General features: G+C 24.6%; 22 protein-coding genes. 13 read left to right on the top strand and 9 right to left on the bottom strand.

Features of this window, described 5'->3' with window-relative positions; all coding sequences use genetic code 4:
* Positions 1-107: 107 nt before the first annotated feature.
* The 5 genes from ACOBME_RS11350 to ACOBME_RS11330 form a co-directional block, all read right to left on the bottom strand.
* Positions 108-458, bottom strand: a complete 351-nt coding sequence (locus tag ACOBME_RS11350; RefSeq protein ID WP_338966498.1) for a hypothetical protein — start codon at positions 456-458, stop codon at positions 108-110.
* A gap of 18 nt (positions 459-476) precedes the next feature.
* On the bottom strand, positions 477-938 hold the full coding sequence (locus ACOBME_RS11345) for a hypothetical protein (RefSeq protein ID WP_338966496.1): 462 nt from the start codon (positions 936-938) through the stop codon (positions 477-479).
* Between the two features lie 221 nt (positions 939-1159).
* Positions 1160-2122 (bottom strand): IS1/IS1595 family N-terminal zinc-binding domain-containing protein, encoded by a 963-nt coding sequence (locus tag ACOBME_RS11340; RefSeq protein WP_338963247.1) that lies wholly within the window; start codon positions 2120-2122, stop codon positions 1160-1162.
* Positions 2123-2311: 189 nt separating this feature from the next.
* Positions 2312-3274 carry an IS1/IS1595 family N-terminal zinc-binding domain-containing protein gene (locus ACOBME_RS11335; protein WP_338963247.1) on the bottom strand — a complete coding sequence of 321 codons (963 nt, stop codon included), beginning with the start codon at positions 3272-3274 and terminating at the stop codon, positions 2312-2314.
* A gap of 46 nt (positions 3275-3320) precedes the next feature.
* Positions 3321-4283, bottom strand: a complete 963-nt coding sequence (locus ACOBME_RS11330) for an Mbov_0401 family ICE element transposase-like protein (RefSeq protein ID WP_419335330.1) — start codon at positions 4281-4283, stop codon at positions 3321-3323.
* A 244-nt stretch (positions 4284-4527) separates the two neighbouring features.
* On the opposite strand from ACOBME_RS11330, the gene ACOBME_RS11325 reads away from it, so the two are divergent.
* The 5 genes from ACOBME_RS11325 to ACOBME_RS11305 all read left to right on the top strand — a co-directional run bounded on the left by ACOBME_RS11325 (position 4528) and on the right by ACOBME_RS11305 (position 11250).
* The gene (locus ACOBME_RS11325) at positions 4528-4926 is read left to right on the top strand and encodes a hypothetical protein (protein WP_338966469.1); all 399 of its coding nucleotides are present in this window, start codon (positions 4528-4530) and stop codon (positions 4924-4926) included.
* Positions 4919-5944, top strand: coding sequence for a PBSX family phage terminase large subunit (locus tag ACOBME_RS11320; RefSeq protein WP_419335328.1), 1026 nt, complete (start codon positions 4919-4921; stop codon positions 5942-5944). The genes ACOBME_RS11325 and ACOBME_RS11320 overlap by 8 nt, the downstream gene beginning before the upstream one ends.
* A 195-nt stretch (positions 5945-6139) precedes the next feature.
* Entirely contained in the window at positions 6140-6337 is a 198-nt protein-coding gene (locus ACOBME_RS11315; RefSeq protein WP_419335326.1) for a hypothetical protein, read from the top strand.
* A gap of 311 nt (positions 6338-6648) precedes the next feature.
* Positions 6649-8040 carry a hypothetical protein gene (locus ACOBME_RS11310; RefSeq protein ID WP_419335324.1) on the top strand — a complete coding sequence of 464 codons (1392 nt, stop codon included), beginning with the start codon at positions 6649-6651 and terminating at the stop codon, positions 8038-8040.
* 3 nt (positions 8041-8043) lie between these two features.
* On the top strand, positions 8044-11250 hold the full coding sequence (locus ACOBME_RS11305; protein ID WP_338966489.1) for a hypothetical protein: 3207 nt from the start codon (positions 8044-8046) through the stop codon (positions 11248-11250).
* A 28-nt stretch (positions 11251-11278) separates the two neighbouring features.
* Here ACOBME_RS11305 and ACOBME_RS11300 read toward each other — a convergent pair whose 3' ends face one another.
* The 3 genes from ACOBME_RS11300 to ACOBME_RS11290 form a co-directional block, all read right to left on the bottom strand.
* Positions 11279-11839: a lipoprotein gene (locus tag ACOBME_RS11300; RefSeq protein ID WP_338966487.1), complete on the bottom strand. Its 561-nt coding sequence runs from the start codon at positions 11837-11839 to the stop codon at positions 11279-11281.
* A 16-nt stretch (positions 11840-11855) separates the two neighbouring features.
* Complete coding sequence (locus tag ACOBME_RS11295) at positions 11856-12566, bottom strand: hypothetical protein (protein WP_419335321.1); 711 nt, start codon at positions 12564-12566, stop codon at positions 11856-11858.
* A gap of 360 nt (positions 12567-12926) precedes the next feature.
* The gene (locus tag ACOBME_RS11290; protein ID WP_419335319.1) at positions 12927-13889 is read right to left on the bottom strand and encodes a transposase; all 963 of its coding nucleotides are present in this window, start codon (positions 13887-13889) and stop codon (positions 12927-12929) included.
* A gap of 307 nt (positions 13890-14196) precedes the next feature.
* Here ACOBME_RS11290 and ACOBME_RS11285 point away from each other — a divergent pair, with 307 nt between their 5' ends.
* From ACOBME_RS11285 to ACOBME_RS11275, 3 genes are read left to right on the top strand one after another with little or no spacing between them, the layout of a single operon-like run.
* Positions 14197-14553 carry a hypothetical protein gene (locus ACOBME_RS11285; RefSeq protein WP_419335317.1) on the top strand — a complete coding sequence of 119 codons (357 nt, stop codon included), beginning with the start codon at positions 14197-14199 and terminating at the stop codon, positions 14551-14553.
* A gap of 17 nt (positions 14554-14570) precedes the next feature.
* Entirely contained in the window at positions 14571-15113 is a 543-nt protein-coding gene (locus tag ACOBME_RS11280; protein ID WP_419335315.1) for a hypothetical protein, read from the top strand.
* Between the two features lie 3 nt (positions 15114-15116).
* Positions 15117-15929, top strand: a complete 813-nt coding sequence (locus ACOBME_RS11275; RefSeq protein ID WP_419335313.1) for a hypothetical protein — start codon at positions 15117-15119, stop codon at positions 15927-15929.
* 164 nt (positions 15930-16093) lie between these two features.
* Here the strand turns inward: ACOBME_RS11275 and ACOBME_RS11270 are convergent, their stop codons facing one another.
* The gene (locus ACOBME_RS11270; protein ID WP_419335311.1) at positions 16094-17416 is read right to left on the bottom strand and encodes an Mbov_0401 family ICE element transposase-like protein; all 1323 of its coding nucleotides are present in this window, start codon (positions 17414-17416) and stop codon (positions 16094-16096) included.
* 91 nt (positions 17417-17507) lie between these two features.
* On the opposite strand from ACOBME_RS11270, the gene ACOBME_RS11265 reads away from it, so the two are divergent.
* The 5 genes from ACOBME_RS11265 to ACOBME_RS11245 all read left to right on the top strand — a co-directional run bounded on the left by ACOBME_RS11265 (position 17508) and on the right by ACOBME_RS11245 (position 22201).
* Positions 17508-19244 (top strand): hypothetical protein, encoded by a 1737-nt coding sequence (locus tag ACOBME_RS11265; RefSeq protein WP_338966311.1) that lies wholly within the window; start codon positions 17508-17510, stop codon positions 19242-19244.
* Positions 19245-19633: 389 nt separating this feature from the next.
* Positions 19634-20098 carry a hypothetical protein gene (locus tag ACOBME_RS11260; RefSeq protein WP_419335309.1) on the top strand — a complete coding sequence of 155 codons (465 nt, stop codon included), beginning with the start codon at positions 19634-19636 and terminating at the stop codon, positions 20096-20098.
* A gap of 46 nt (positions 20099-20144) precedes the next feature.
* Positions 20145-21110: a transposase gene (locus ACOBME_RS11255; RefSeq protein ID WP_419335307.1), complete on the top strand. Its 966-nt coding sequence runs from the start codon at positions 20145-20147 to the stop codon at positions 21108-21110.
* A 46-nt stretch (positions 21111-21156) separates the two neighbouring features.
* Positions 21157-21921 carry a hypothetical protein gene (locus ACOBME_RS11250; protein ID WP_419335305.1) on the top strand — a complete coding sequence of 255 codons (765 nt, stop codon included), beginning with the start codon at positions 21157-21159 and terminating at the stop codon, positions 21919-21921.
* Between the two features lie 43 nt (positions 21922-21964).
* Positions 21965-22201, top strand: coding sequence for a hypothetical protein (locus ACOBME_RS11245; RefSeq protein ID WP_338963243.1), 237 nt, complete (start codon positions 21965-21967; stop codon positions 22199-22201).
* Positions 22202-22469 lie beyond the last annotated feature (268 nt).

The following is a 22469-nucleotide window of genomic DNA, read 5'->3' as shown; positions in this document are numbered from 1 at the left end:
CCTCCATATATTAAAAATATACCTAATTTTAGGTATATTTTATAAATATCAAGAGTTTTCGACAAAATTAAAGCTTAATCATATAATAAGAAACAACAACAATTAAACTAATTCCAATTAATAACATTAGAAGTGGTAAAAAAATTAAATAAATAGCAATACCTCTTATCAATCGGAACTGGAATTCTTGTTAATCCCATTGTTTGAGTTGTCCAACCATTTGGTAATGAATAATCATCTTGTCATACCACACGATGAGTTAAATTATATAGTGCTTGTCCTGCATTAGGTAATCAAGCAACTTGTTCAGCGGTTGCAGTAGCATACTGCATAATACTTGCATATTCATTATATAAAGGTCCACGCAATAAAGCATTAACCATATCAACATAGGCTTTTTGACCTGTTGTATTACCTTGTAATGTAAAAGGTACTTGTGGCAAATTAATTGTTGCCATAATATTTCACTTCCTTTATTATCTAAGGTTTTTAAGTGTGAAATCTGATATCTTTTTAATCTCTTCGGGAGTATATGCTCCTTTTTCTTTAATAGTTTCAATTTCATCATTTTTATTTTCAACCGATTTTTCAATCACATCTTTAATAAAATTAGTTGGCGAAACTGAGGGTTGTTCTTGTATAAACAAATCAGGTTTTAATTCTTTTAAAGTTTGCATTTTTTCAGATAAAGAACTACCACTAACTTTATTTAAATTAGTTTTAATATCTTCAATTTTAGTCGATGGAACATCTTTAAAAGCTTTTAATTCATCTAATTCATTAGATAATTTAATAAAGTCTTCTTTGGATATAACATCTTCGCGTTTTTGCACACTTTCTCTAATTTGCTTTGCTCCATTATTAAACTGATTTAAGATATTTTCTGCATTCTCTTCACTTAAACCTTGTTCTATTAATTGTTCTTTTGTAAGTGCCATTTTATAAACTCCTCTTTTTTTATTCTTGTCCGATTAACAAGTCAGCACAAACTCTTTTTTATGGAAAAAGATTAAACCTATAATTTAATTATATACTAATATTTTACTAATACAATACTTTCTTTAATTTTGTCGAAAACTCTTGATGAAATAAAAAAAATCATCAATATGACAATTTGAAAACTAATTTTGTGTAAGATTATGATTTTGCTTTAAATTTTTTAAACGTTAAAATATAATACCGTTGATTGTTGGTTTGGTGTTAAACCTTTGTGTTGGTATTTTCATTTTCAGAGCTTTAAATAATTTTGAATATTAGTGAAACCCAAACCATGATAATGAATTAAGGCTTCTTTAAGACTGGATTGTAATTTACTAATCTTATTTAACTTTTGATAACTAGTATCAGGGTTTGTACTAGTTTTGGTGGAATATAGAGTAGAATTTGTTTGTTTTGCTACTAATAAATATAGTGGTTGCATATCAGAAATAATTATTGATTTTTCTTTAATTAGTTGCTTATTCATATTTTCAATAATCCATTGTTTTTGTAATCTTTTGGTATTGGTGGATTGAACAAAAATATTATTATTGCTATCAACTGCCATTTGAATACAGCATTTGGTATCAGTTGAAAATGGATCGAGATGAGTTTTTCGTTTATCAAATTTATCTTTAAAATTGCCTTTATGAATTTCTTTAATAAATGTTTCATCCATTTGGATTTGACCATTTAATTTTTTAAATTTTAACTGTGTATTTTCTAATTGTTTTGATTGCATTAATTTTTGTCGATTATATCAAGCGGTTTTTGGGGTTGTTTTAATAAAACGAGAAATTATTTTACTAGATTGTCCTAACAATGAAATTTGAATTAATAAATTTCACTGTTCATAATTTAAATGACTTCAATAAGTAAAATGATGACGAAATGCATCAAAACTAGCACGACATTTTTTACATAAATATTTTTGTTTTCCTTCGGAATTATGACCATTTTTAACACAATGAAAAGATTTGCAATTAGGACATATAATGCCTTTATCTCTAAATTTTTGATCAATTTCATTTAAACGTTTTTGTTTTTTAATTAAGTCTGCTTGTTGTTTTATTTTTTCATAAAATTCTAAAAATTGATCATCTGTTAAGCTATTTATTAATTCTGTAATTATTTTTTTCATCATTTATTTACCTCCATATATTAAAAATATACCTAATTTTAGGTATATTTTATAAATATCAAGAGTTTTCGACAAAATTAAAGAATACTTTTCTTTAATTTTGTCGAAAACTCTTGATGAAATAAAAAAAATCATCAATATGACAATTTGAAAACTAATTTTGTGTAAGATTATGATTTTGCTTTAAATTTTTTAAACGTTAAAATATAATACCGTTGATTGTTGGTTTGGTGTTAAACCTTTGTGTTGGTATTTTCATTTTCAGAGCTTTAAATAATTTTGAATATTAGTGAAACCCAAACCATGATAATGAATTAAGGCTTCTTTAAGACTGGATTGTAATTTACTAATCTTATTTAACTTTTGATAACTAGTATCAGGGTTTGTACTAGTTTTGGTGGAATATAGAGTAGAATTTGTTTGTTTTGCTACTAATAAATATAGTGGTTGCATATCAGAAATAATTATTGATTTTTCTTTAATTAGTTGCTTATTCATATTTTCAATAATCCATTGTTTTTGTAATCTTTTGGTATTGGTGGATTGAACAAAAATATTATTATTGCTATCAACTGCCATTTGAATACAGCATTTGGTATCAGTTGAAAATGGATCGAGATGAGTTTTTCGTTTATCAAATTTATCTTTAAAATTGCCTTTATGAATTTCTTTAATAAATGTTTCATCCATTTGGATTTGACCATTTAATTTTTTAAATTTTAACTGTGTATTTTCTAATTGTTTTGATTGCATTAATTTTTGTCGATTATATCAAGCGGTTTTTGGGGTTGTTTTAATAAAACGAGAAATTATTTTACTAGATTGTCCTAACAATGAAATTTGAATTAATAAATTTCACTGTTCATAATTTAAATGACTTCAATAAGTAAAATGATGACGAAATGCATCAAAACTAGCACGACATTTTTTACATAAATATTTTTGTTTTCCTTCGGAATTATGACCATTTTTAACACAATGAAAAGATTTGCAATTAGGACATATAATGCCTTTATCTCTAAATTTTTGATCAATTTCATTTAAACGTTTTTGTTTTTTAATTAAGTCTGCTTGTTGTTTTATTTTTTCATAAAATTCTAAAAATTGATCATCTGTTAAGCTATTTATTAATTCTGTAATTATTTTTTTCATCATTTATTTACCTCCATATATTAAAAATATACCTAATTTTAGGTATATTTTATAAATATCAAGAGTTTTCGACAAAATTAAAGGTTTTTTCACTATAAATGGCTTTTTTAATCATAGTACCTTTTCAATAATGAGAAATGTCACCTTCCATATGACAACCAACATTATTTCATAATGTTTGATTTTCAATTCCTTCTTTATTATTTTTAATTCATAATGCACCATCACCTAAAATCATAATTTCAATATTAGGTATCATATTGAAATGAGTTTCAATTAAAGAAAATAATTTTATAAGAACTGGTTTTAAATCTGCTTCTTTTTTAAGATAATCTGGAATATTATCCATTTCAAAAACACCTAATTTATTTGCGATTACAGGTCTTTTTACAGTATATTTTTCTTCATCATACCCAGTATGTACAGTACATGCTATCGTATGTTTTTTTATCTTTTTTCTTCCTTGCTTTGTTGAATCTAACATTTTAAAATAAGTACCATCCATTTGAATATATAAAGTGTGTGGAATATCTATTTTTTTATTACTTTTATTAAAGTAATATTCTTCGTCAGTTTTTGCATTTTTCATAATATTAGATACTGTCATTAAACTAATTTTTACATATTCCATAGTATCTAAAATATCTTTATATCTTTTGTTCTCAGTAATAAATAATAATATTTTTTCTTTAACAGAATTATCTATTCTTTGTCATTTTTCAATTCCTAAAATTTTATCCAAAGGAAAAATATATTCTTCTTTACCTGTTTCTGAATTAATTTTATAATATCTTCTTCTCTTAAAAGTTATTTTTCCATTTAAAATTACTAATGTTCTTTCAATTTTATCTTTTACTTTATAATTTTTAAATTCTTTTAAAGTTTCATCAATTTTATAATTTTTAAAAATTCATTTATCATAATCTTCTAAACTTTGTTGAATAATTTCAATACTCTGTATATATAATAAATTAATAAAATTCTTAAAAAAATTATTATCAACATTTATCATTTTCTTACCCTCTTTCTTAGTTTACGACTTTATCACAAAAATAATAAAAATGCAAAAAAAGGATAGTAATTTTTATTTAGTATGTTACAATTTGAATGTATTTAATAAATTAATTAACTGAAAGTAAAGTAATTTACTTTTTTTTATTTTGATGTAAAATATAGATAATAAAAAAAAGAACCGTGTCAAGTTCTTCTGTACATATTTTTCTCTACTTATATTTAACCATATAAAAGGAGTAAAAATGAAAGAATTTAATCCAAAAACAGCAAGTTTGGCGACTTTTTATCGTAAAATAGAGCAATTTTGAGAAAATAAATCACCTAATAAACCATATACTTTGAATGATTTAACCAATGAATTCAACCTTTCTCGTCATTGAAGACAAGAAATTTATCGGAGCGAAAAGATAGTTCCTTTGCTTGAAAAACAAGTTGATAGAATTGAAAGTGAAATAATTAATTTTATGATGAAAACACCTGATGGTGCTAAATTATATTGACAACGAGCCTTTAATTATAAATATTCACTACAAGAAAAAGAACTTGAAAAAGAATTAAACTTAAATAATCAACAACCAATAATTGTTAATTTACAAACGGATATTAGAGATATTAAAAAAGAAAGTGATAATAATGCTTAATCATTTTACTTATTTGTTAGAAACGCCTTATTGGTTATTACAAAATAGTACTGTTGGTAATAAATACCCCTTTGCTAAGAAATATGAGTTAGTTAATGAAATTAATCAAATTGGAACACGATATAGTGGTAAGACTATATCAAATATTAAAATGTTTGGTGAATTATTAAAAATTAGTTTATTAATTAAAGAACCAATTTGTATCATTGCTAGTATGTATTGAAGTAAGGATTTAAAAGATAGTGTATTTCAAAATATCTGAAATATGTTAGATGAAAATCATATTCCTTATACTATTAACTTATCAAATTTTACTTTTACTTTATCAAATGGTAGCAAAATATATTGTAAAGGTTTACATTCACCAAGCCGGAAAGAAAAATTAAAAGCTTTTGCTGATTTGAATAAATATAAATTAGTAATTGATTGAAGAGAAGAATGTGACCAATTTCAACAAAAAGATTTAAGTGATTTAGAATTTGCTATTCGTGGGTATCAAAATAAAATAACAATTAATACATGTAACCCTGAAAGTTTAAAAAGATATATTGTTGGTTATTGTAATGAATTAATGCCTTTTAATGAAGAAATAATGCGTAGTAAATATGAACAAATTAATTATATCGAAAAATGAAATATGAAAATTATTATTCATTATTCTAGTTGAAGACTTAATTATGAATTACCACAAAATAAAGTTAATGAACAATTAAGATTAGAACAATTAGATATTGAAAGAGCAAGAGTATGGAGTTGAGGATTGCCTGGTAATACTAGTGGTTCAATTTTTGCAAGATATATTGATATTATGCAAGCAACAGATATTATTCAACCAACTAAATTATTAGGTGGTGTTGACTTAGCAAACTCTACTAGCCCCAAAGGGCATACAACAGCAGCGAGTTTTTGAATATATAATTCATTTGATAAAAAAGCCTATAAAGTAGCAGAATATGCACACTCAAATGCTACGCAACAATTTAAAGGACCATTAGAACAAGTTAAAGATATTTTATAGTTTTACAACAATCAATTAAACCAATACTTTAATTTAATACAACAAGGAATATCAATTAATGTTGATGATAGTGCTTATGCAACATTAGAAAGTTTAAACCGAGAGAAATATAATTATACTTTTGGTCAATACATAAATTTTAAACCAGCACAAAAGCAGAAGTTTAAAATAAAACATCGTATTGAGGCATTTACAATGTTAATAAATACTAATCAATTAAAATGATTATGAGAAAAATGTCCTGTAAGTAAAACCCAATATGAATTAATTCAATGAGAAGATAAGCCCGATGCAAGAGAAGAACGAATGTTAGATTTATATGATGACACATTTGATGGTGATTTTTATGCTTTACACTTTGAATTAGTACCGATGGTTAAAAATAATAGTTAAGCAGATTATAAATTATGACAACAAAGGGAGTGAATAACTTAATGAAAAAAGATATTTATGTAATCATGATGAACGTGTAATAAATGCAAAAAGACCATATATTTCTGTTTGTGGACAAGTTAAAAAAAGACTTTGTCAAGAATTAAATAAAGATAATATCGCAATATGTAATTTAAATTTATATAACGAATATATTAATAAATATCAAAAAGTTAAAGTATGTGTACAAGTTTTAGCAAATGAACCAAATTTATTAACAGTAAATATTATTAATTATGCACTTATTTTAAAATTAAAGGAGCAAAATAACAATGAATAATACTTTCCATAGTTTACCAAACTTAAATGATATTAATAGTGTTTTAAAATTTTATAATTATGATTGAACTATTAATTTAGCCAATATTATTGCTCGTCATCAAATGAGATTAGTTAATGGTAAAGATATTTTATTTAAGTCTCATCGTAAAGAAATTTTAGAAAAATTAAATTGATGATATGAAACTTATAAAATAAAAGAAAAATTAGATAAAAATGAATTAACAGCAAGTTTAATGGGTAAAACTATCTTTGGTTTATTAGAAACATCAGATGGCAATATTGATTTATGAATTAATCCTTTTAACTTTACATCTCGTGTAAGTAAAATAAACGAAATTGAACAAGGTGCTGATATTTGATTAAATTATCATCAATCAGATAGTGGTTTTATTTTAAATTTAATTTGTACCAAAGATAAAATAGTTATTAAAGGTTGACCTAAAAATAATGAAGTAGTTGTTGGACAAAGTAAAACACAAATTAAAGATGATGTTAAACCTGTTTTAGTACAAGAATTTAAAAATAAATTAGGCATAGTTCCTTTTTGAGAAATGATTAATGAACCCAACCCTTTATTTTTATCTACATCAACTACATTAAACCCATGACCTACAATGGCAAATTGTTATAAATTACAATTTGATTTAGAAGATAGTTTTAATATTAAATCAAAAGAAAGATGAGCAAATCGTACTCATTGATATGGAATATTAGATGATGATTTAATGACTGCTTATAACAAAGGTAATAAAAAAGTATTACAAGATGCTTTTGATGATATTTTTATTCAATCAGGTCAATCAGCAGTAGATGGTCAATTATCCCAATCTTTACAAGTAGTACAAGGTACACCAACCTTAGAAACATATACTGAAGACCAAAAATCAATTATTGAACAAGTATACTTAGCATATCATTTTTCTAGTCCTTTTGGTGATAAATCAGATAATGACCAAAATAAAACACAGTCATTATTAACTAAAACAAAAGACTTAGAAAAACAAGCATATTTACAAGCATATCGTAAGCAATACTATACTAAAATGTTTGATACTGTTTTAAAATATTATGGTTTATGAGATGGTGTTGGTGAACGAGAATATGGTTTTGATTTTGTTAGTGCTAGTTTAGTTGACCAAATGCGACAAAATGAATTAATTACTGCTAGATTAGATAATGGCACAATGGAACCAATAAGAGCTATAACTGAATATGATAATATTGATGAATTAGAAGCAACTAAATATTTTGAAAAAATAGAAGCATGACAAGATAAAATGCAAGCCAAAGAAATTGAACATAATAATAAATTAATGGAATATGATGAAACTGGTAATAATCAAAATGCTTTACAAGGTAGAACAGAAATTAAGGAGAATTAACAAATGAGTAGAATTAACCCAGGGGTTATCGAAGAATTAAGAAGACAAGCCCATGATACTTTAATAGATATTAGAGAAAATATACGAGATAACAGACATTGAATGGTATTTCCTTTTAATGTTTATAGTTCATATATTCCTGATACTGAAACAGGTTGAAAATCAAATAATGCCAAACCAAGTGATTATGGTAGTTATTCACGCATATTTGATAATATGGAAAGTACTATTGCGCAATGACAAGATAGTTTAAAAATAGTACAAAAATATAAAGGTGAAGAAATTAATATTTTAACAATTGATGATTTTAATAAACAACCAGTTAATTCAACAATATGAGCAAATAATGAAACACCTTTTGCTATAAAATTAAAAGATGAAAATAATAATATTTATTGAAAATTAATTGATGGTGAAAATATTTATGATATTAATAGAATGCTGGCATACTTAAATCAATATAAATTAAGTTATTTTATGAATAATGATAATAAAGCCGATAATTTTTATACAAAAGAAGTTAAAGTTGGTAAATATTGAGATGCTTATATGATTGATGATAGAAGTTCAATTCAATTTGATGAGGCTAAATTTGAACAAGTATTTACTCAACAATCAACTGAAAGACAATATACTTTATTAATTTTAGATGAAGATGCTGAGAAATTAAATATTAATGATTATTATAATTTTTATACTGTATTTAATGACCGTGGTTTAAATATTGGTGGGGGTGGTATTAATTCTGCACCCCAAGATAGACAATGATTATATCCATCAAATGTTATTAATTATTATTCACCTTATGATGGTAGTTTTTTATGACAAGAAATTACCTTTTCAAGTATTAATGACAAAATTAGTCACAGTGGTTTATCAGTAAGACAATTTATTCAGACCAGTGCTCCAGGGGAAGGTTATTGTTTTCCTAAAATAACTTATGATGAAAAGTTAAATAAAGGTATTGTTGAATTAGATGAAGTTTTATTAAAAGACCCAGGGGTTAGAGCAATGGCAGTTAAATTTTATGGTAATTCTATCTTTTTTGATATGCCAGTAATTGGGCGACCAATTATTAAAGGTCAGTTTAATAAAAAAGTTATGAATTATCGTGATTTATTAATGTATAACATATATCCTTGCCCACCTGACAAAGTAAATACTTATGCTGCTCCAGAAGTAAGTTGATATAACGTTCAAGGTATTCAACCAACAATGATAACTGGTTTTAAAGATTGAAAGCAAGATATGGAAAGTAGATACGACTTTTGAAATCAAAAAAATAGTGAGGGAATTGTAATAACCGATAAAGCGAGTTCAACAGCAACTAATCCTACGGTTGGCACAACTATCCATAAAGAAGATAATAACTCTAAATTTTATTGGTCTAAAAATTGAATGATTACTCCACCTGATAAAGTAAAAGTAAATAATGAAGATGTTAATAATATTATTAGTACCCAAGCATCATCATATTTTAGAAGAAAAGATGAATTTGGTAATACTGTAGGACAAGTTCAAATTGAATATAATAAAATGGGTGTTTGTAATGTTTGAGATATTTTAAATATGAATAATTTTATTAATCGCCAAATTACAGTATTACCTTTAAACTATACGCAAAAATTAGTTTTTAACCCTTTTACGATACCGGGTGGAGTTGGTAAGTTCTTAAACTTTATTTCATTTGGTATTCCCTGAGGATGAGTAATTAACCAAGATGAAAAAACTTGACCTAATTTTCAATGACTTAATGGCTTTATGAGTGCAAATATTTATAGTTTCTATAATGATTCATTTTGGTCTGAAAAATCAAAAGGTAAAGGTTATTTACCATTTGAAATATTTAGAGAACAAGGAAATGATAAATTCGGTGCTATCTTTGGAGCAAATGCTACTAGTTTAGGTTTTACTACTTTATTAACTGATAAAATAAAAGGTAATGTTTTAGAAAAAGATGGTAAACCAACTGAACAAATAACTTATTCAACTTATAATTTAAAACAATTAAATCCTAAAACTAATCGTATATATTTAATTAATGAATTAGTAAGAGCAGTAGATGCACAAACACCAGTTAGTGCTAGTGAAAAAGATAATGATTGCGAATTTTTACAAACACCTGACGGTACAAATTGTAGTTATATTATTGATATGTTTTCAATCCAAGCATTATATAAAGGTAATTTTGAAATTATATTTTATGCTGATAATCCATATACAAATAATGAAGAAGATTATTTAAGATTATCAGTATGAAGTTTCAGAGGTAAAACAAAAAATACACTAAATAATTATTTACGCGATATGACAACTAATTATAAAACTAGTTTCTTACTACCCCATGATTATGAAATACCAACATTTAATTACCCACAATATGTATTACCACCAATACCATATAATTACAAACCTTATATGAAAGATATCTGAGATGCTAAGGCAGGACAAGCATTAAAAACTAAAATTACAGCACCAGCACAATGTAAAAAAACCGATTCAAGAGGTGAAATTAATTTATTTTCAAATCAAATTAATGAAAGTTATTATGAAACTGAAATTGATCTAAGACAAATTGACCCAACAATTCAAAGTATTGATAAATTTATTAGTTCTTATAAAACAATAGAAATAAGTAATCTTGATAATTTACAAGTTAATTGTTATAAACCTGAAATAGAGCGATTTATTTATGATAGAGATGTAAATATTTTAGCTGGTGCTAATTGCAATATTAATTTAGGTTCATTATCAAATATAACTTTAAAAACAGAAGGTTCCTCGCAAACTCGTAATGTTAATTTTGAAAATACAATAACTTTATATACAGATAATGTAAAAGTAAATGATAGTGAAACAATATATTCTACTGGTTATATTAATAATACATCGCCGTCTGTTCCCAACCGATATAATACTTATGATAAGAGAGGGATTTTTGATTTTTTAATACAATTTAATAAATGATTTGATTCAGATTCTAATGAAATTGGAAATTTAAACATAAAAATATATTATACTAATGATATGAAATTAAAAATTAGATTTACAAAGAATTTGATTGCACATATTGTGATAAATAGCACCATGCATTGAGCATATTTTGGTAATGATAAAGATATAACAATAGACCTTAATGCTTTGGGTGTTTTAAATATGGTAAATAACAGTAGTAATAATCCCATTCAAATTACATTTAAACCAAGGTAAAAATAAAAAGAGATTTAATATCTCTTTTTTATTCTCCTTTAACTTTTACATTACCTTTATTATCAACTATTAAGTCAGGTTCCTGAGTATCTAAATTTCAACGGTATACTGATTTAAAATAATTATTATCTTTATTTTTTCAAATAGATATATGCTTTTCGTTATATTCATTATCTGAATTTTTCCCTAAATTACGCACTATTTCCAATGTATAACTAGGTAAAAAACCAATCGTACTAATAGCAGAATAAATTAAAAAATAAGAAATTATTGGAGAAATTGAATATTTATCAATAATATCATTTTTATCTTTATTATTTTTTAAAAATTTAGTTAAATGTCAATTATCATTTTTATCTCCACACCATACAACATAATATCATTTATTATCTGTTTTATTAAATGGTTTTTCTTGTGGTGCTATTCATTCTAAATTGTTTCTTATTTCTTGGTTAGTAGTATTTATTTTATGTTTTTCTTTTTGTTCTTTTAATTCATCCTCGCTATATTGTTTATTACAAGCAACTAAACTGGTTGTACTTGTTCCAATTAAGGTTATTGTTGATAAAAGACTTAATATTTTTTTCATTTATTTTAAATCTTAACTATTTTTCAATATCTAAAAAAACAGTTGCTTCACCAGTATAAATTGTTGAGTCACTTGAAAATACTGTAATCCTTTTTTCATTATTATTGTATAAATCATCAATAATATTTTTAATTCCTATCTTAGTTATATCTAATTGAGGATTTTTATCTTTTAAAAAATCTTTAATTTGTTGTTCGGTTAGTAATCCTTTTTCATTATTAATTTTAACTGTTCCTAAAATAGGATTTGAAATAATTTTAGATAATTCATTTATTTTATTTAAATTGTTATTTTCTAAATCTATAATTTTTATTCTATAAACATGAATAGTGTTATTTAAATCTTTTCAATTAAACCTAACAAAATTATCAGTACTACTAAAATCAATAACTGATGCTGGTTTAAAGCTTAGTAATTTAATCGATATAGCATTATTATTATTATTTTTATTATTTACAAAGTAAATATTTTTATCATTTATATAATATTTATTATTTCTATTATCAAAACCTAAAAATCTAATATAACTTTCATTTTCATTAACTCCATATATTTTTTCAATAATTGATTTACGTTTACCATTTTCTATAATTTGATAGAAAACACTAACACCACTATCAGTTTCTGTATTATGTTCTTCTTTTTGATAAGGACTAGCGGCAATTGTTGTTGGTACAGAAGTTCCACTAATTGTTAATACACTTAATAAACTAAGTAATTTTTTCATACTTGTTTTTCTCCTTTTTTAATCTTGAAACTTTTTATCAAGATCTAATTGCATTATATATATATATATATATATATATATATATATATATATATATATATATATATATATATATATATAAGCAAGCAAAATATTATGAATTATTTTAAAAATTTATCTTGAAAAATAGCTCTTATTACGCGTTTTAAGGGATAAATTAGCAATGAAATATATTAAGTTTAGTTATAAAATATATTATATATATAATATATAAAAAGTATCTTTAATTTTGTCGAAAACTCTTGATGAAATAAAAAAAATCATCAATATGACAATTTGAAAACTAATTTTGTGTAAGATTATGATTTTGCTTTAAATTTTTTAAACGTTAAAATATAATACCGTTGATTGTTGGTTTGGTGTTAAACCTTTGTGTTGGTATTTTCATTTTCAGAGCTTTAAATAATTTTGAATATTAGTGAAACCCAAACCATGATAATGAATTAAGGCTTCTTTAAGACTGGATTGTAATTTACTAATCTTATTTAACTTTTGATAACTAGTATCAGGGTTTGTACTAGTTTTGGTGGAATATAGAGTAGAATTTGTTTGTTTTGCTACTAATAAATATAGTGGTTGCATATCAGAAATAATTATTGATTTTTCTTTAATTAGTTGCTTATTCATATTTTCAATAATCCATTGTTTTTGTAATCTTTTGGTATTGGTGGATTGAACAAAAATATTATTATTGCTATCAACTGCCATTTGAATACAGCATTTGGTATCAGTTGAAAATGGATCGAGATGAGTTTTTCGTTTATCAAATTTATCTTTAAAATTGCCTTTATGAATTTCTTTAATAAATGTTTCATCCATTTGGATTTGACCATTTAATTTTTTAAATTTTAACTGTGTATTTTCTAATTGTTTTGATTGCATTAATTTTTGTCGATTATATCAAGCGTTTTTTGGGGTTGTTTTAATAAAACGAGAAATTATTTTACTAGATTGTCCTAACAATGAAATTTGAATTAATAAATTTCACTGTTCATAATTTAAATGACTTCAATAAGTAAAATGATGACGAAATGCATCAAAACTAGCACGACATTTTTTACATAAATATTTTTGTTTTCCTTCGGAATTATGACCATTTTTAACACAATGAAAAGATTTGCAATTAGGACATATAATGCCTTTATCTCTAAATTTTTGATCAATTTCATTTAAACGTTTTTGTTTTTTAATTAAGTCTGCTTGTTGTTTTATTTTTTCATAAAATTCTAAAAATTGATCATCTGTTAAGCTATTTATTAATTCTGTAATTATTTTTTTCATCATTTATTTACCTCCATATATTAAAAATATACCTAATTTTAGGTATATTTTATAAATATCAAGAGTTTTCGACAAAATTAAAGAAAAGTATTGTTTTAGTAAAATATTAGTATATAATTAAATTATAGGTTTAATCTTTTTCCATAAAAAAGAGTTTATGCTGACTTGTTAATCGAACAAGAATAAAAAAAGAGGAGTTTATAAAATAGCACTTACAAAAGAACAATTAATCGAACAAGGTTTAAGTGAAGAGATTGCTGAAAATATCTTAAATCAGTTTAATAATGAAGCAAAGCAAATCAGAGAAAGTGTGCAAAAACGCGAAGATGTTATATCAAAAAAAGACTTTATTAAATTATCTAATGAATTAGATGAATTAAAAGCTTTTAAAGATGTTCCATCGACTAAAATTGAAGATATTAAAACTAATTTAAATAAAGTTAGTGGTAGTTCTTTAAGTGAAAAAATACAAACTTTAAAAGAATTAAAACCTGATTTGTTTGTTGAAGAACAACCATCAGTTTCACCAACTAATTTTATTAAAGATATGATTGAAAAATCGGTTGAAAATAAAAATGATGAAATTGAAACTATTAAAGAAAAAGGAGCATATACTCCAGAAGAAATTAAAAAATTAACTGATTATACACTTAAAAACCTTAGATAATAAGGGAGTGAAATATTATGGCAACAATTAATTTGCCACAAGTACCTTTTACATTACAAGGTAACACAACAGGTCAAAAAGCCTATGTTGATATGGTTAATGCTTTATTGCGTGGACCTTTATATAATGAATATGCAAGTATTATGCAGTATGCTACTGCAACCGCAGAACAAGTTGCTTGATTACCTAATGCAGGACAAGCACTATATAATTTAACTCATCGTGTGGTATGACAAGATGATTATTCATTACCAAATGGTGGAACAACTCAAACAATGGGATTAACAAGAATTCCAGTTCCGATTGATAAGAGATTTAATTTAAAATTAATGAATGAGGCTTTTGACTTAGCATTAATAGAACAAAATATTAAAAATGGTGTTATTGCTGATGCTATTTCTAGTGTTGTACAAAATAAATTTGTTAATTTAGAATGTGAATTAATTCAGGCTATTTATGATTATTGTTTAGCAGATGGTCAATATGAAGTAATTCCATTTCGTAGTTATACAGCAGAAAATGCTGATGATGCAAATAAGGCATTCTTTACATTAAATTAAACTTTGATTGAATTAACTAATCAAATTAGTAATTTATATTTTGGTTTGCCAACAGATAAAATGTTTATGGTTTTAGGTCGTAGAGCCTATTTAGGATTAACACCTGCGTATTTAAAAGTAATTGGTTCACAAGCCCAATTAAAAGCAATGGTTAATGGTGAATTATATGAAAATACTGCAATGGGTATTCCTGTATCTAAAAGTTTTCATTTAGAAAAAACATATACAAAAGGACAAGTTAACCGTGATAAAGGTTATAATTTTACTAATGTAAATGGTTTATTATTAAATAAACAATTATGAGCATATCCAATTAATATGGATACTATTCAACAAGTTTTAGATAATGATACTGCTAACCCTAAATGAATTGGTAAAGTACAATATGCAACACCAACTATTTTATATCCAAAAACATGTAAAATTATTTTAGAAAAAGCACCTACACAAGCAGAAATTAATACTGCTAAAAGTAATCTTAATAAAACATTTAGAGTTTCTGTTGATTATGTAATTCCATCATCAAATAAAATTGATATTAGTGGGATTAATAAATTAGATAAACCAACTATTCATGTTGACGATCCAACTCAAACAACAGCCGAACAATTAAAACCACAATTTAAAGCCGTCGTTTTAAAAGCAGTTAAAGCCATAGATAGTTCTTTAACTGAGAATGATTATGATTACTTTATTGAAGCTAAGGGTGAAGATTGACCAATTAATATTACAAATGATAAAACTGTTGAAGTTCAAATTGAGGGTAAAAACAATGGTAGTATACATTATTTTGAGGTTTTTAATAAAATTAAGTAATTAGAAACAAATTAAGTTTCGCTTATAATTAAATGATAACAAAATTTATAAAAAATTCAACTTTTTAAAAACATAATTTTTATTTGAATAAATAATTTATGAATTTTGACACACTAAAAAATACTTTTTAAAGTTATTACTAATTTTAAAAGGTTTTTTATTTTTTATAAAGATAAAAATTGCTTTTTAGATTGATTTAAATTAAATATATTAAATTCAATTTTTTCTTTATTTTTATTAGTTTTATTAATTTTTTCTTCATTTGTTTTACTATTAAGTCTTAACATTGAAGCAATTAACATATTGATAAATGTTTCTTTACAATATATTTTAGCGCCACGTCCCTTAACTGCCTTAATGTAGTGTGATATATCACCTTCCATGTGACAACCAATATTATATTCTAATGCTTGATTTTCAATTCCTTCTTTATTATTTTTAATTAATTCAATAGTTTCTAATAAAAATTTCTTTTTATTATCAATAACATAGGGTAAATGACACATTAAAAAATCTAATAATGCTTCATAATTTCCAGTAAAAAAATATATTTTTGATAATTTATATTTTAATCTATGAATTCGGTTTTTCTTACTATTTGGGAATAATTCTTTAAATCTTTTTACTAAATGAAATTTATCTAAACTATATGATACAGTATTATTTTTATATTTTGATTTTACTGCTTTGTAAATTTTTTTAATTTGTTTTTCACCATCACTTAATATTAATATTTTAGTATCTTCATTAATATCATAAGTATCCATTGATTTAAAAATTTTATCAATAAAATTATCAATATTAGATTTATCATTTTTATTCTTATGATTTTTATTCATCATTTGAAAAACGCCTTTTTTCTTTTTCATTTTTATTCTGGTTTTTGTTGACTTTTCTTCATCAACACCAACATGCATAGTAGCAAGAAATATTTTATTTTCAACTCTTTTTTTATTTTCTCTCATAGGTTCAAAAGCACCATCAATTTGAATATATAAAACATTATTTGGGATTTTAATTTTATTGTTATTTTTATTACTAATGTAATCGGTTTCTTCTAAATCGGCATTTTTAAAAATATTAGATATTGTTCTTTCACTAATGTTAGCATTTTCTGTTGTATGCAAAATATCTTTATATCTTTTCCCATCGCCCATAAAAGACATATATTTATCTTTTAAATTTTTTTCAATTCTTTCGTATTTTTTTAACCCTAATTCTTCATCTAAAGGATAACGATTTATATATTTTTTATTTTCTTCATCATATTTAACATATCTTCGTCTTTTTACAGTGTTATCCCCATATTCTGTTTTAAATGTTTTTGGTATTTTTGATACAACCTTATATCCTTGTAATATTTTTCCTTGTTGATATAATTTAAATATCTCATTATCTCTTTCAATTAAGAAATTATTAATTTCATTTTTTGTTTGTATTTTTTTATTTTCTTTATAATTTCCTAATAAATTTTGTTTTAATTCCATTTTATAATTTCCTTTCGTAATTAAACAATTTTTTAAATTATTATATTTAATACTTCAAATAATTTTATCAAAAAAAGGAGGCTAATTAAAAATGCAAGATTTTACCAAAATTAATAACAAAAAACGAATTACTAGTTATGAACATTTAAATAAAAAATATGATTTGAATTTTAGTGACTATAATTTTGGTTTTGATTGAGAAGTATTTAAAGACTTTGTTGGTGATAGTTATGCCCGATATTTTACTTCGCCAACTTTTTTTAAGTTTGTTTCAGCAGGGCGTGGTACTAATAAAACATGAAATCATTTAGCCGAAAAATTATTTTTTGCTTGTAACTTTACGGATGCTTCATCTAATATTTTACGAAGATATGCCAACACCCACGAAGATACTACATTTGGCGATACAATTAATGTCTGTAATTATCTATATGATAAATATGGGATTGATATAGGACCCGACAATGAAAATGGTATTGTTTGACCTAAAAATGTTAAAGAAGGTGGAGAGATTGTTTTTCCTAGTGGTGTTCGTATTGCTTTTGCGGGTTATGCTAATGGTAATAAAATTATGGGGAAAGTTGGTAAAGGAAGCGGTATTATATCAGCCTGAACAGATGAAATGATACATGCTGAAGAAAAAGAAATCTTAACTGATAAAGAACTAGATAAAAGATATAATAATTTAAGAGTTTCAATGTTTCGTTCAAAAAGTTTAAAAGTATCTTATGAAAAATATACTGATGATGATGTTAATGAACAATATAATTTAGATAATCCTATTCCAGTAAAAGAATTATCTTGGACATTTCAAGAATGAGACAACATAGCAAAACAATACATAACAGTAACAACATATTTTCATAAAACATATTCTAATCAATTTACTTTTAACCCTTTTGATAAATACCATGTCTTTTATGAAAAATTTGTAACGCCATTTTTACCTTTAAATGAAAGAATTAAAAACATTTTAAAAGAACACAATCAAATATATTCAGAAAATAAACAAGTATTTAAAGGTTTGGGTGTTTTTAATTTGCGTTTAACTATGGGTGCTGTTTGAAATAAAATACCTGATATTACCAAAAAACTTGTTTTAGCAAATAAAGAAGAACGACCCGATTTATTTAAACTTGAATATTACGGTTTTGAATATAACGATAATGACCCCAGCATTTATGTTTTACGAAATTATCGTAAATATATTAAAGAGTATAATCTACAAGATTTTTATAATACCAATACAAAACAATATCAATTTGATAGTTATTCAATTGGTGTCGATTATGCTAATGGTAGTGAAGACCATACAGTATTTTTATTTAGTGGCTATAAAATTAATGAAAATAATGAATATGATAAATATTTAATTGAAGAAAATGTTGTTACACCAAAAAATGCGATGAATTTAAATGAAATAGTTGAACATTATGGACAATGAATAATCAATACTTTTGATAAATTTGATGGTTTTGAATATGCAACATTTCATTATGATATTAATGCCCATGACTTTATGCAAAAATTACAAGAAGATATTTATCCTTATTTGGGTTATAAAATTAAAATGTTTAAAGCTAAAAAACATCAAACTTCATTGAATAAAGAAGCAGGTATAATTAATCGTGTAACATGAATAAGAAAAATGTTTGTTCAAGGCAAAATATATGGCATATTAGATAACTTTCCATTTTTAGATAAATGCATTAGTGAACTAAGATTTAGTGACACCAAAACAAACACACCCGATAGTAAAATGTACCATGACCCATATGACGCTTTGTTTTATTGTTCTTATCCATATCGTTTTAAAATGGGATTATAACTAATCTTGTTTTTGGGCGAGCGGTTGATTTTCTTAAATTTTTGTGATAAAATGACTTACAAGTTAAAAAAGATTTTGAGGTTCTTTCAAACAAATTTGGGAATCTTTATAAAATTCTTCGCTTAACGCTTAGAATTTTTCCCAAGTATTTTGAAAAGCGCGGCAAAAGTTTTTTTAAACTTTAAGGCATTTTTCACAAACTTATGAAAATCACCGCGAGCCCAGATTAGTACTAAAAACTAAAATATAATCACAATAATAATCATTATAAATAATCTCCTTTCTAAAATAGATTTAAAAATGCTTGACTTGCATATATATATATATATATATAATGTCAATAGATCTTGATAAAAAGTTTCAAGATAAAAGAAAGGAAATTATACAAAATGAAAAAATTACTTAGTTTATTAAGTGTATTAACAATTAGTGGAACTGCTGTACCAACAACAATTGCCGCTAGTCCTTATCAAAAAGAAGAAATATTAAATAGAGTTAAAAGAAGTTTAAATAATATTAATATTTCCAATGTTCCAGCTATTAGACAAACGCAACCATATTGATGTGGTCCAACTATTGGCGAAGCAATATTAAGATATTTAGGATTAAGGTCAGTTCATAGTCAATATTATACTCACCCTGATTTTCCAAATTTAGATCAAACACATGAACAATTTCAAGGTAGCTTATCTAGTTGAATGAATACTGACTTTTTTGGAGGAACATCACCTCAAAATTGAACAAATGGAATAAATCAACTTATTAATATATATAATTTAAATAATGGTAGATTATATTCAACAACAGGAATAGGATGTTTCTTTAATTTTGTCGAAAACTCTTGATATTTATAAAATATACCTAAAATTAGGTATATTTTTAATATATAGAGGTAAATAAATGATGAAAAAAATAATTACAGAATTAATAAATAGCTTAACAGATGATCAATTTTTAGAATTTTATGAAAAAATAAAACAACAAGCAGACTTAATTAAAAAACAAAAACGTTTAAATGAAATTGATCAAAAATTTAGAGATAAAGGCATTATATGTCCTAATTGCAAATCTTTTCATTGTGTTAAAAATGGTCATAATTCCGAAGGAAAACAAAAATATTTATGTAAAAAATGTCGTGCTAGTTTTGATGCATTTCGTCATCATTTTACTTATTGAAGTCATTTAAATTATGAACAGTGAAATTTATTAATTCAAATTTCATTGTTAGGACAATCTAGTAAAATAATTTCTCGTTTTATTAAAACAACCCCAAAAACCGCTTGATATAATCGACAAAAATTAATGCAATCAAAACAATTAGAAAATACACAGTTAAAATTTAAAAAATTAAATGGTCAAATCCAAATGGATGAAACATTTATTAAAGAAATTCATAAAGGCAATTTTAAAGATAAATTTGATAAACGAAAAACTCATCTCGATCCATTTTCAACTGATACCAAATGCTGTATTCAAATGGCAGTTGATAGCAATAATAATATTTTTGTTCAATCCACCAATACCAAAAGATTACAAAAACAATGGATTATTGAAAATATGAATAAGCAACTAATTAAAGAAAAATCAATAATTATTTCTGATATGCAACCACTATATTTATTAGTAGCAAAACAAACAAATTCTACTCTATATTCCACCAAAACTAGTACAAACACTGATACTAGTTATCAAAAGTTAAATAAGATTATTAGTAAATTACAATCCAGTCTTAAAGAAGCCTTAATTCATTATCATGGTTTGGGTTTCACTAATATTCAAAATTATTTAAAGCTCTGAAAATGAAAATACCAACACAAAGGTTTAACACCAAACCAACAATCAACGGTATTATATTTTAACGTTTAAAAAATTTAAAGCAAAATCATAATCTTACACAAAATTAGTTTTCAAATTGTCATATTGATGATTTTTTTTATTTCATCAAGAGTTTTCGACAAAATTAAAGGGATATTTTGATTATCATACTAGTAATGCGTTTTATAATATTGTTTCTTATAGTTTAGAAAATAATACTCCTGTTGCCTTTGCTTATCATGGCTCTAATAATATTAATGAATCTGATCACAGTCATTTTATTTTAATTACTGGTGTACGAAATGGACCTACTAATCCTATTTATACATATATGAATCCAGGAACAGGACAATATAGTGAATTTAATTCTAGTAATTTAGTAACATACTTAACTCCGGGATTTAGAACAATAAACCCTGATAATCAAACTACTCCGAGAGGATATTTAATATCTTATACAGGAGGAAATCAAAGTTGAAATTATGAACAAATGGATGTGGGGGCTGTAAAAAAAGATTTGCGTAATGTAATTAAAAATGCAGATTTAGGTTCATTAAATAATAATCAAGATAGTACTATTCTTAATGCTGTTAAAAGACTTAATGTAAGCTTAGATACAAGTGATATTAGTGTTAGTAGAATTACAGATACGTCAGCTGATATAAATGGTTTTACTAGCTATAGCGATAGTTATAATTCAAATAAATATAAAGATTATAAAAGGGTTTATTTTACAGTTAGACAACCAATAAGTAACGTTATTACAAATACACAATTAGGAAGTTTAGATGACAATAATTTACAAACTATTTTAAGTAGTCGTATAATGTACGATGAAGCTCCAAAAAACAACTCTTGTTAGGGTTGTTTTTTTATTTGAAATAAAAAATCCCTAAAAGGAGGTAATGATAATTAAACAACAAAAAATATGTGATGTTAATGATTGTTATAAAGCAGTATCATTCATTACCGAAGAATTTTTATCAAATAAAGTTTTATGAACTTGTGAAAAACATAAATATTTATTAAATAAAATAAAAGATAAAACACAAAAACAGTTTTATCAAAAACTAGAAAATTCAAAAATTATCTTTGATGATAAAACTGGTTCTTTTAAACTTTGATTTTATAAAACAACTTAATGCAGGGTGGAACAGTTATTTTAAATAACTAAGTGTTTTTTTCCACATAGGCGGTCTAGCCCAGCGGTAATCAGTCCGTAAATAATAGACGCTTTAACAAGCGATAGTCGTGATAAGTGCGGGGTCAACATCAAACGACAATAAATATTGAGATGGCCACTTTATAAATAAATTTGCGATAGATATTATCCCATTAGAGGATGACAGAGGTTTTAAAAACCACAAAGTCAGCATTAGGCTCTTCAATGTGCAAGTGAATTTATTTTAA

This window comes from Spiroplasma endosymbiont of Sarcophaga variegata, assembly GCF_965178695.1.
Classification (GTDB): Bacteria; Bacillota_I; Bacilli_A; order Mycoplasmatales; family Mycoplasmataceae; genus Spiroplasma; species Spiroplasma poulsonii.
This window is presented reverse-complemented; position numbering and strand designations above follow the sequence as displayed.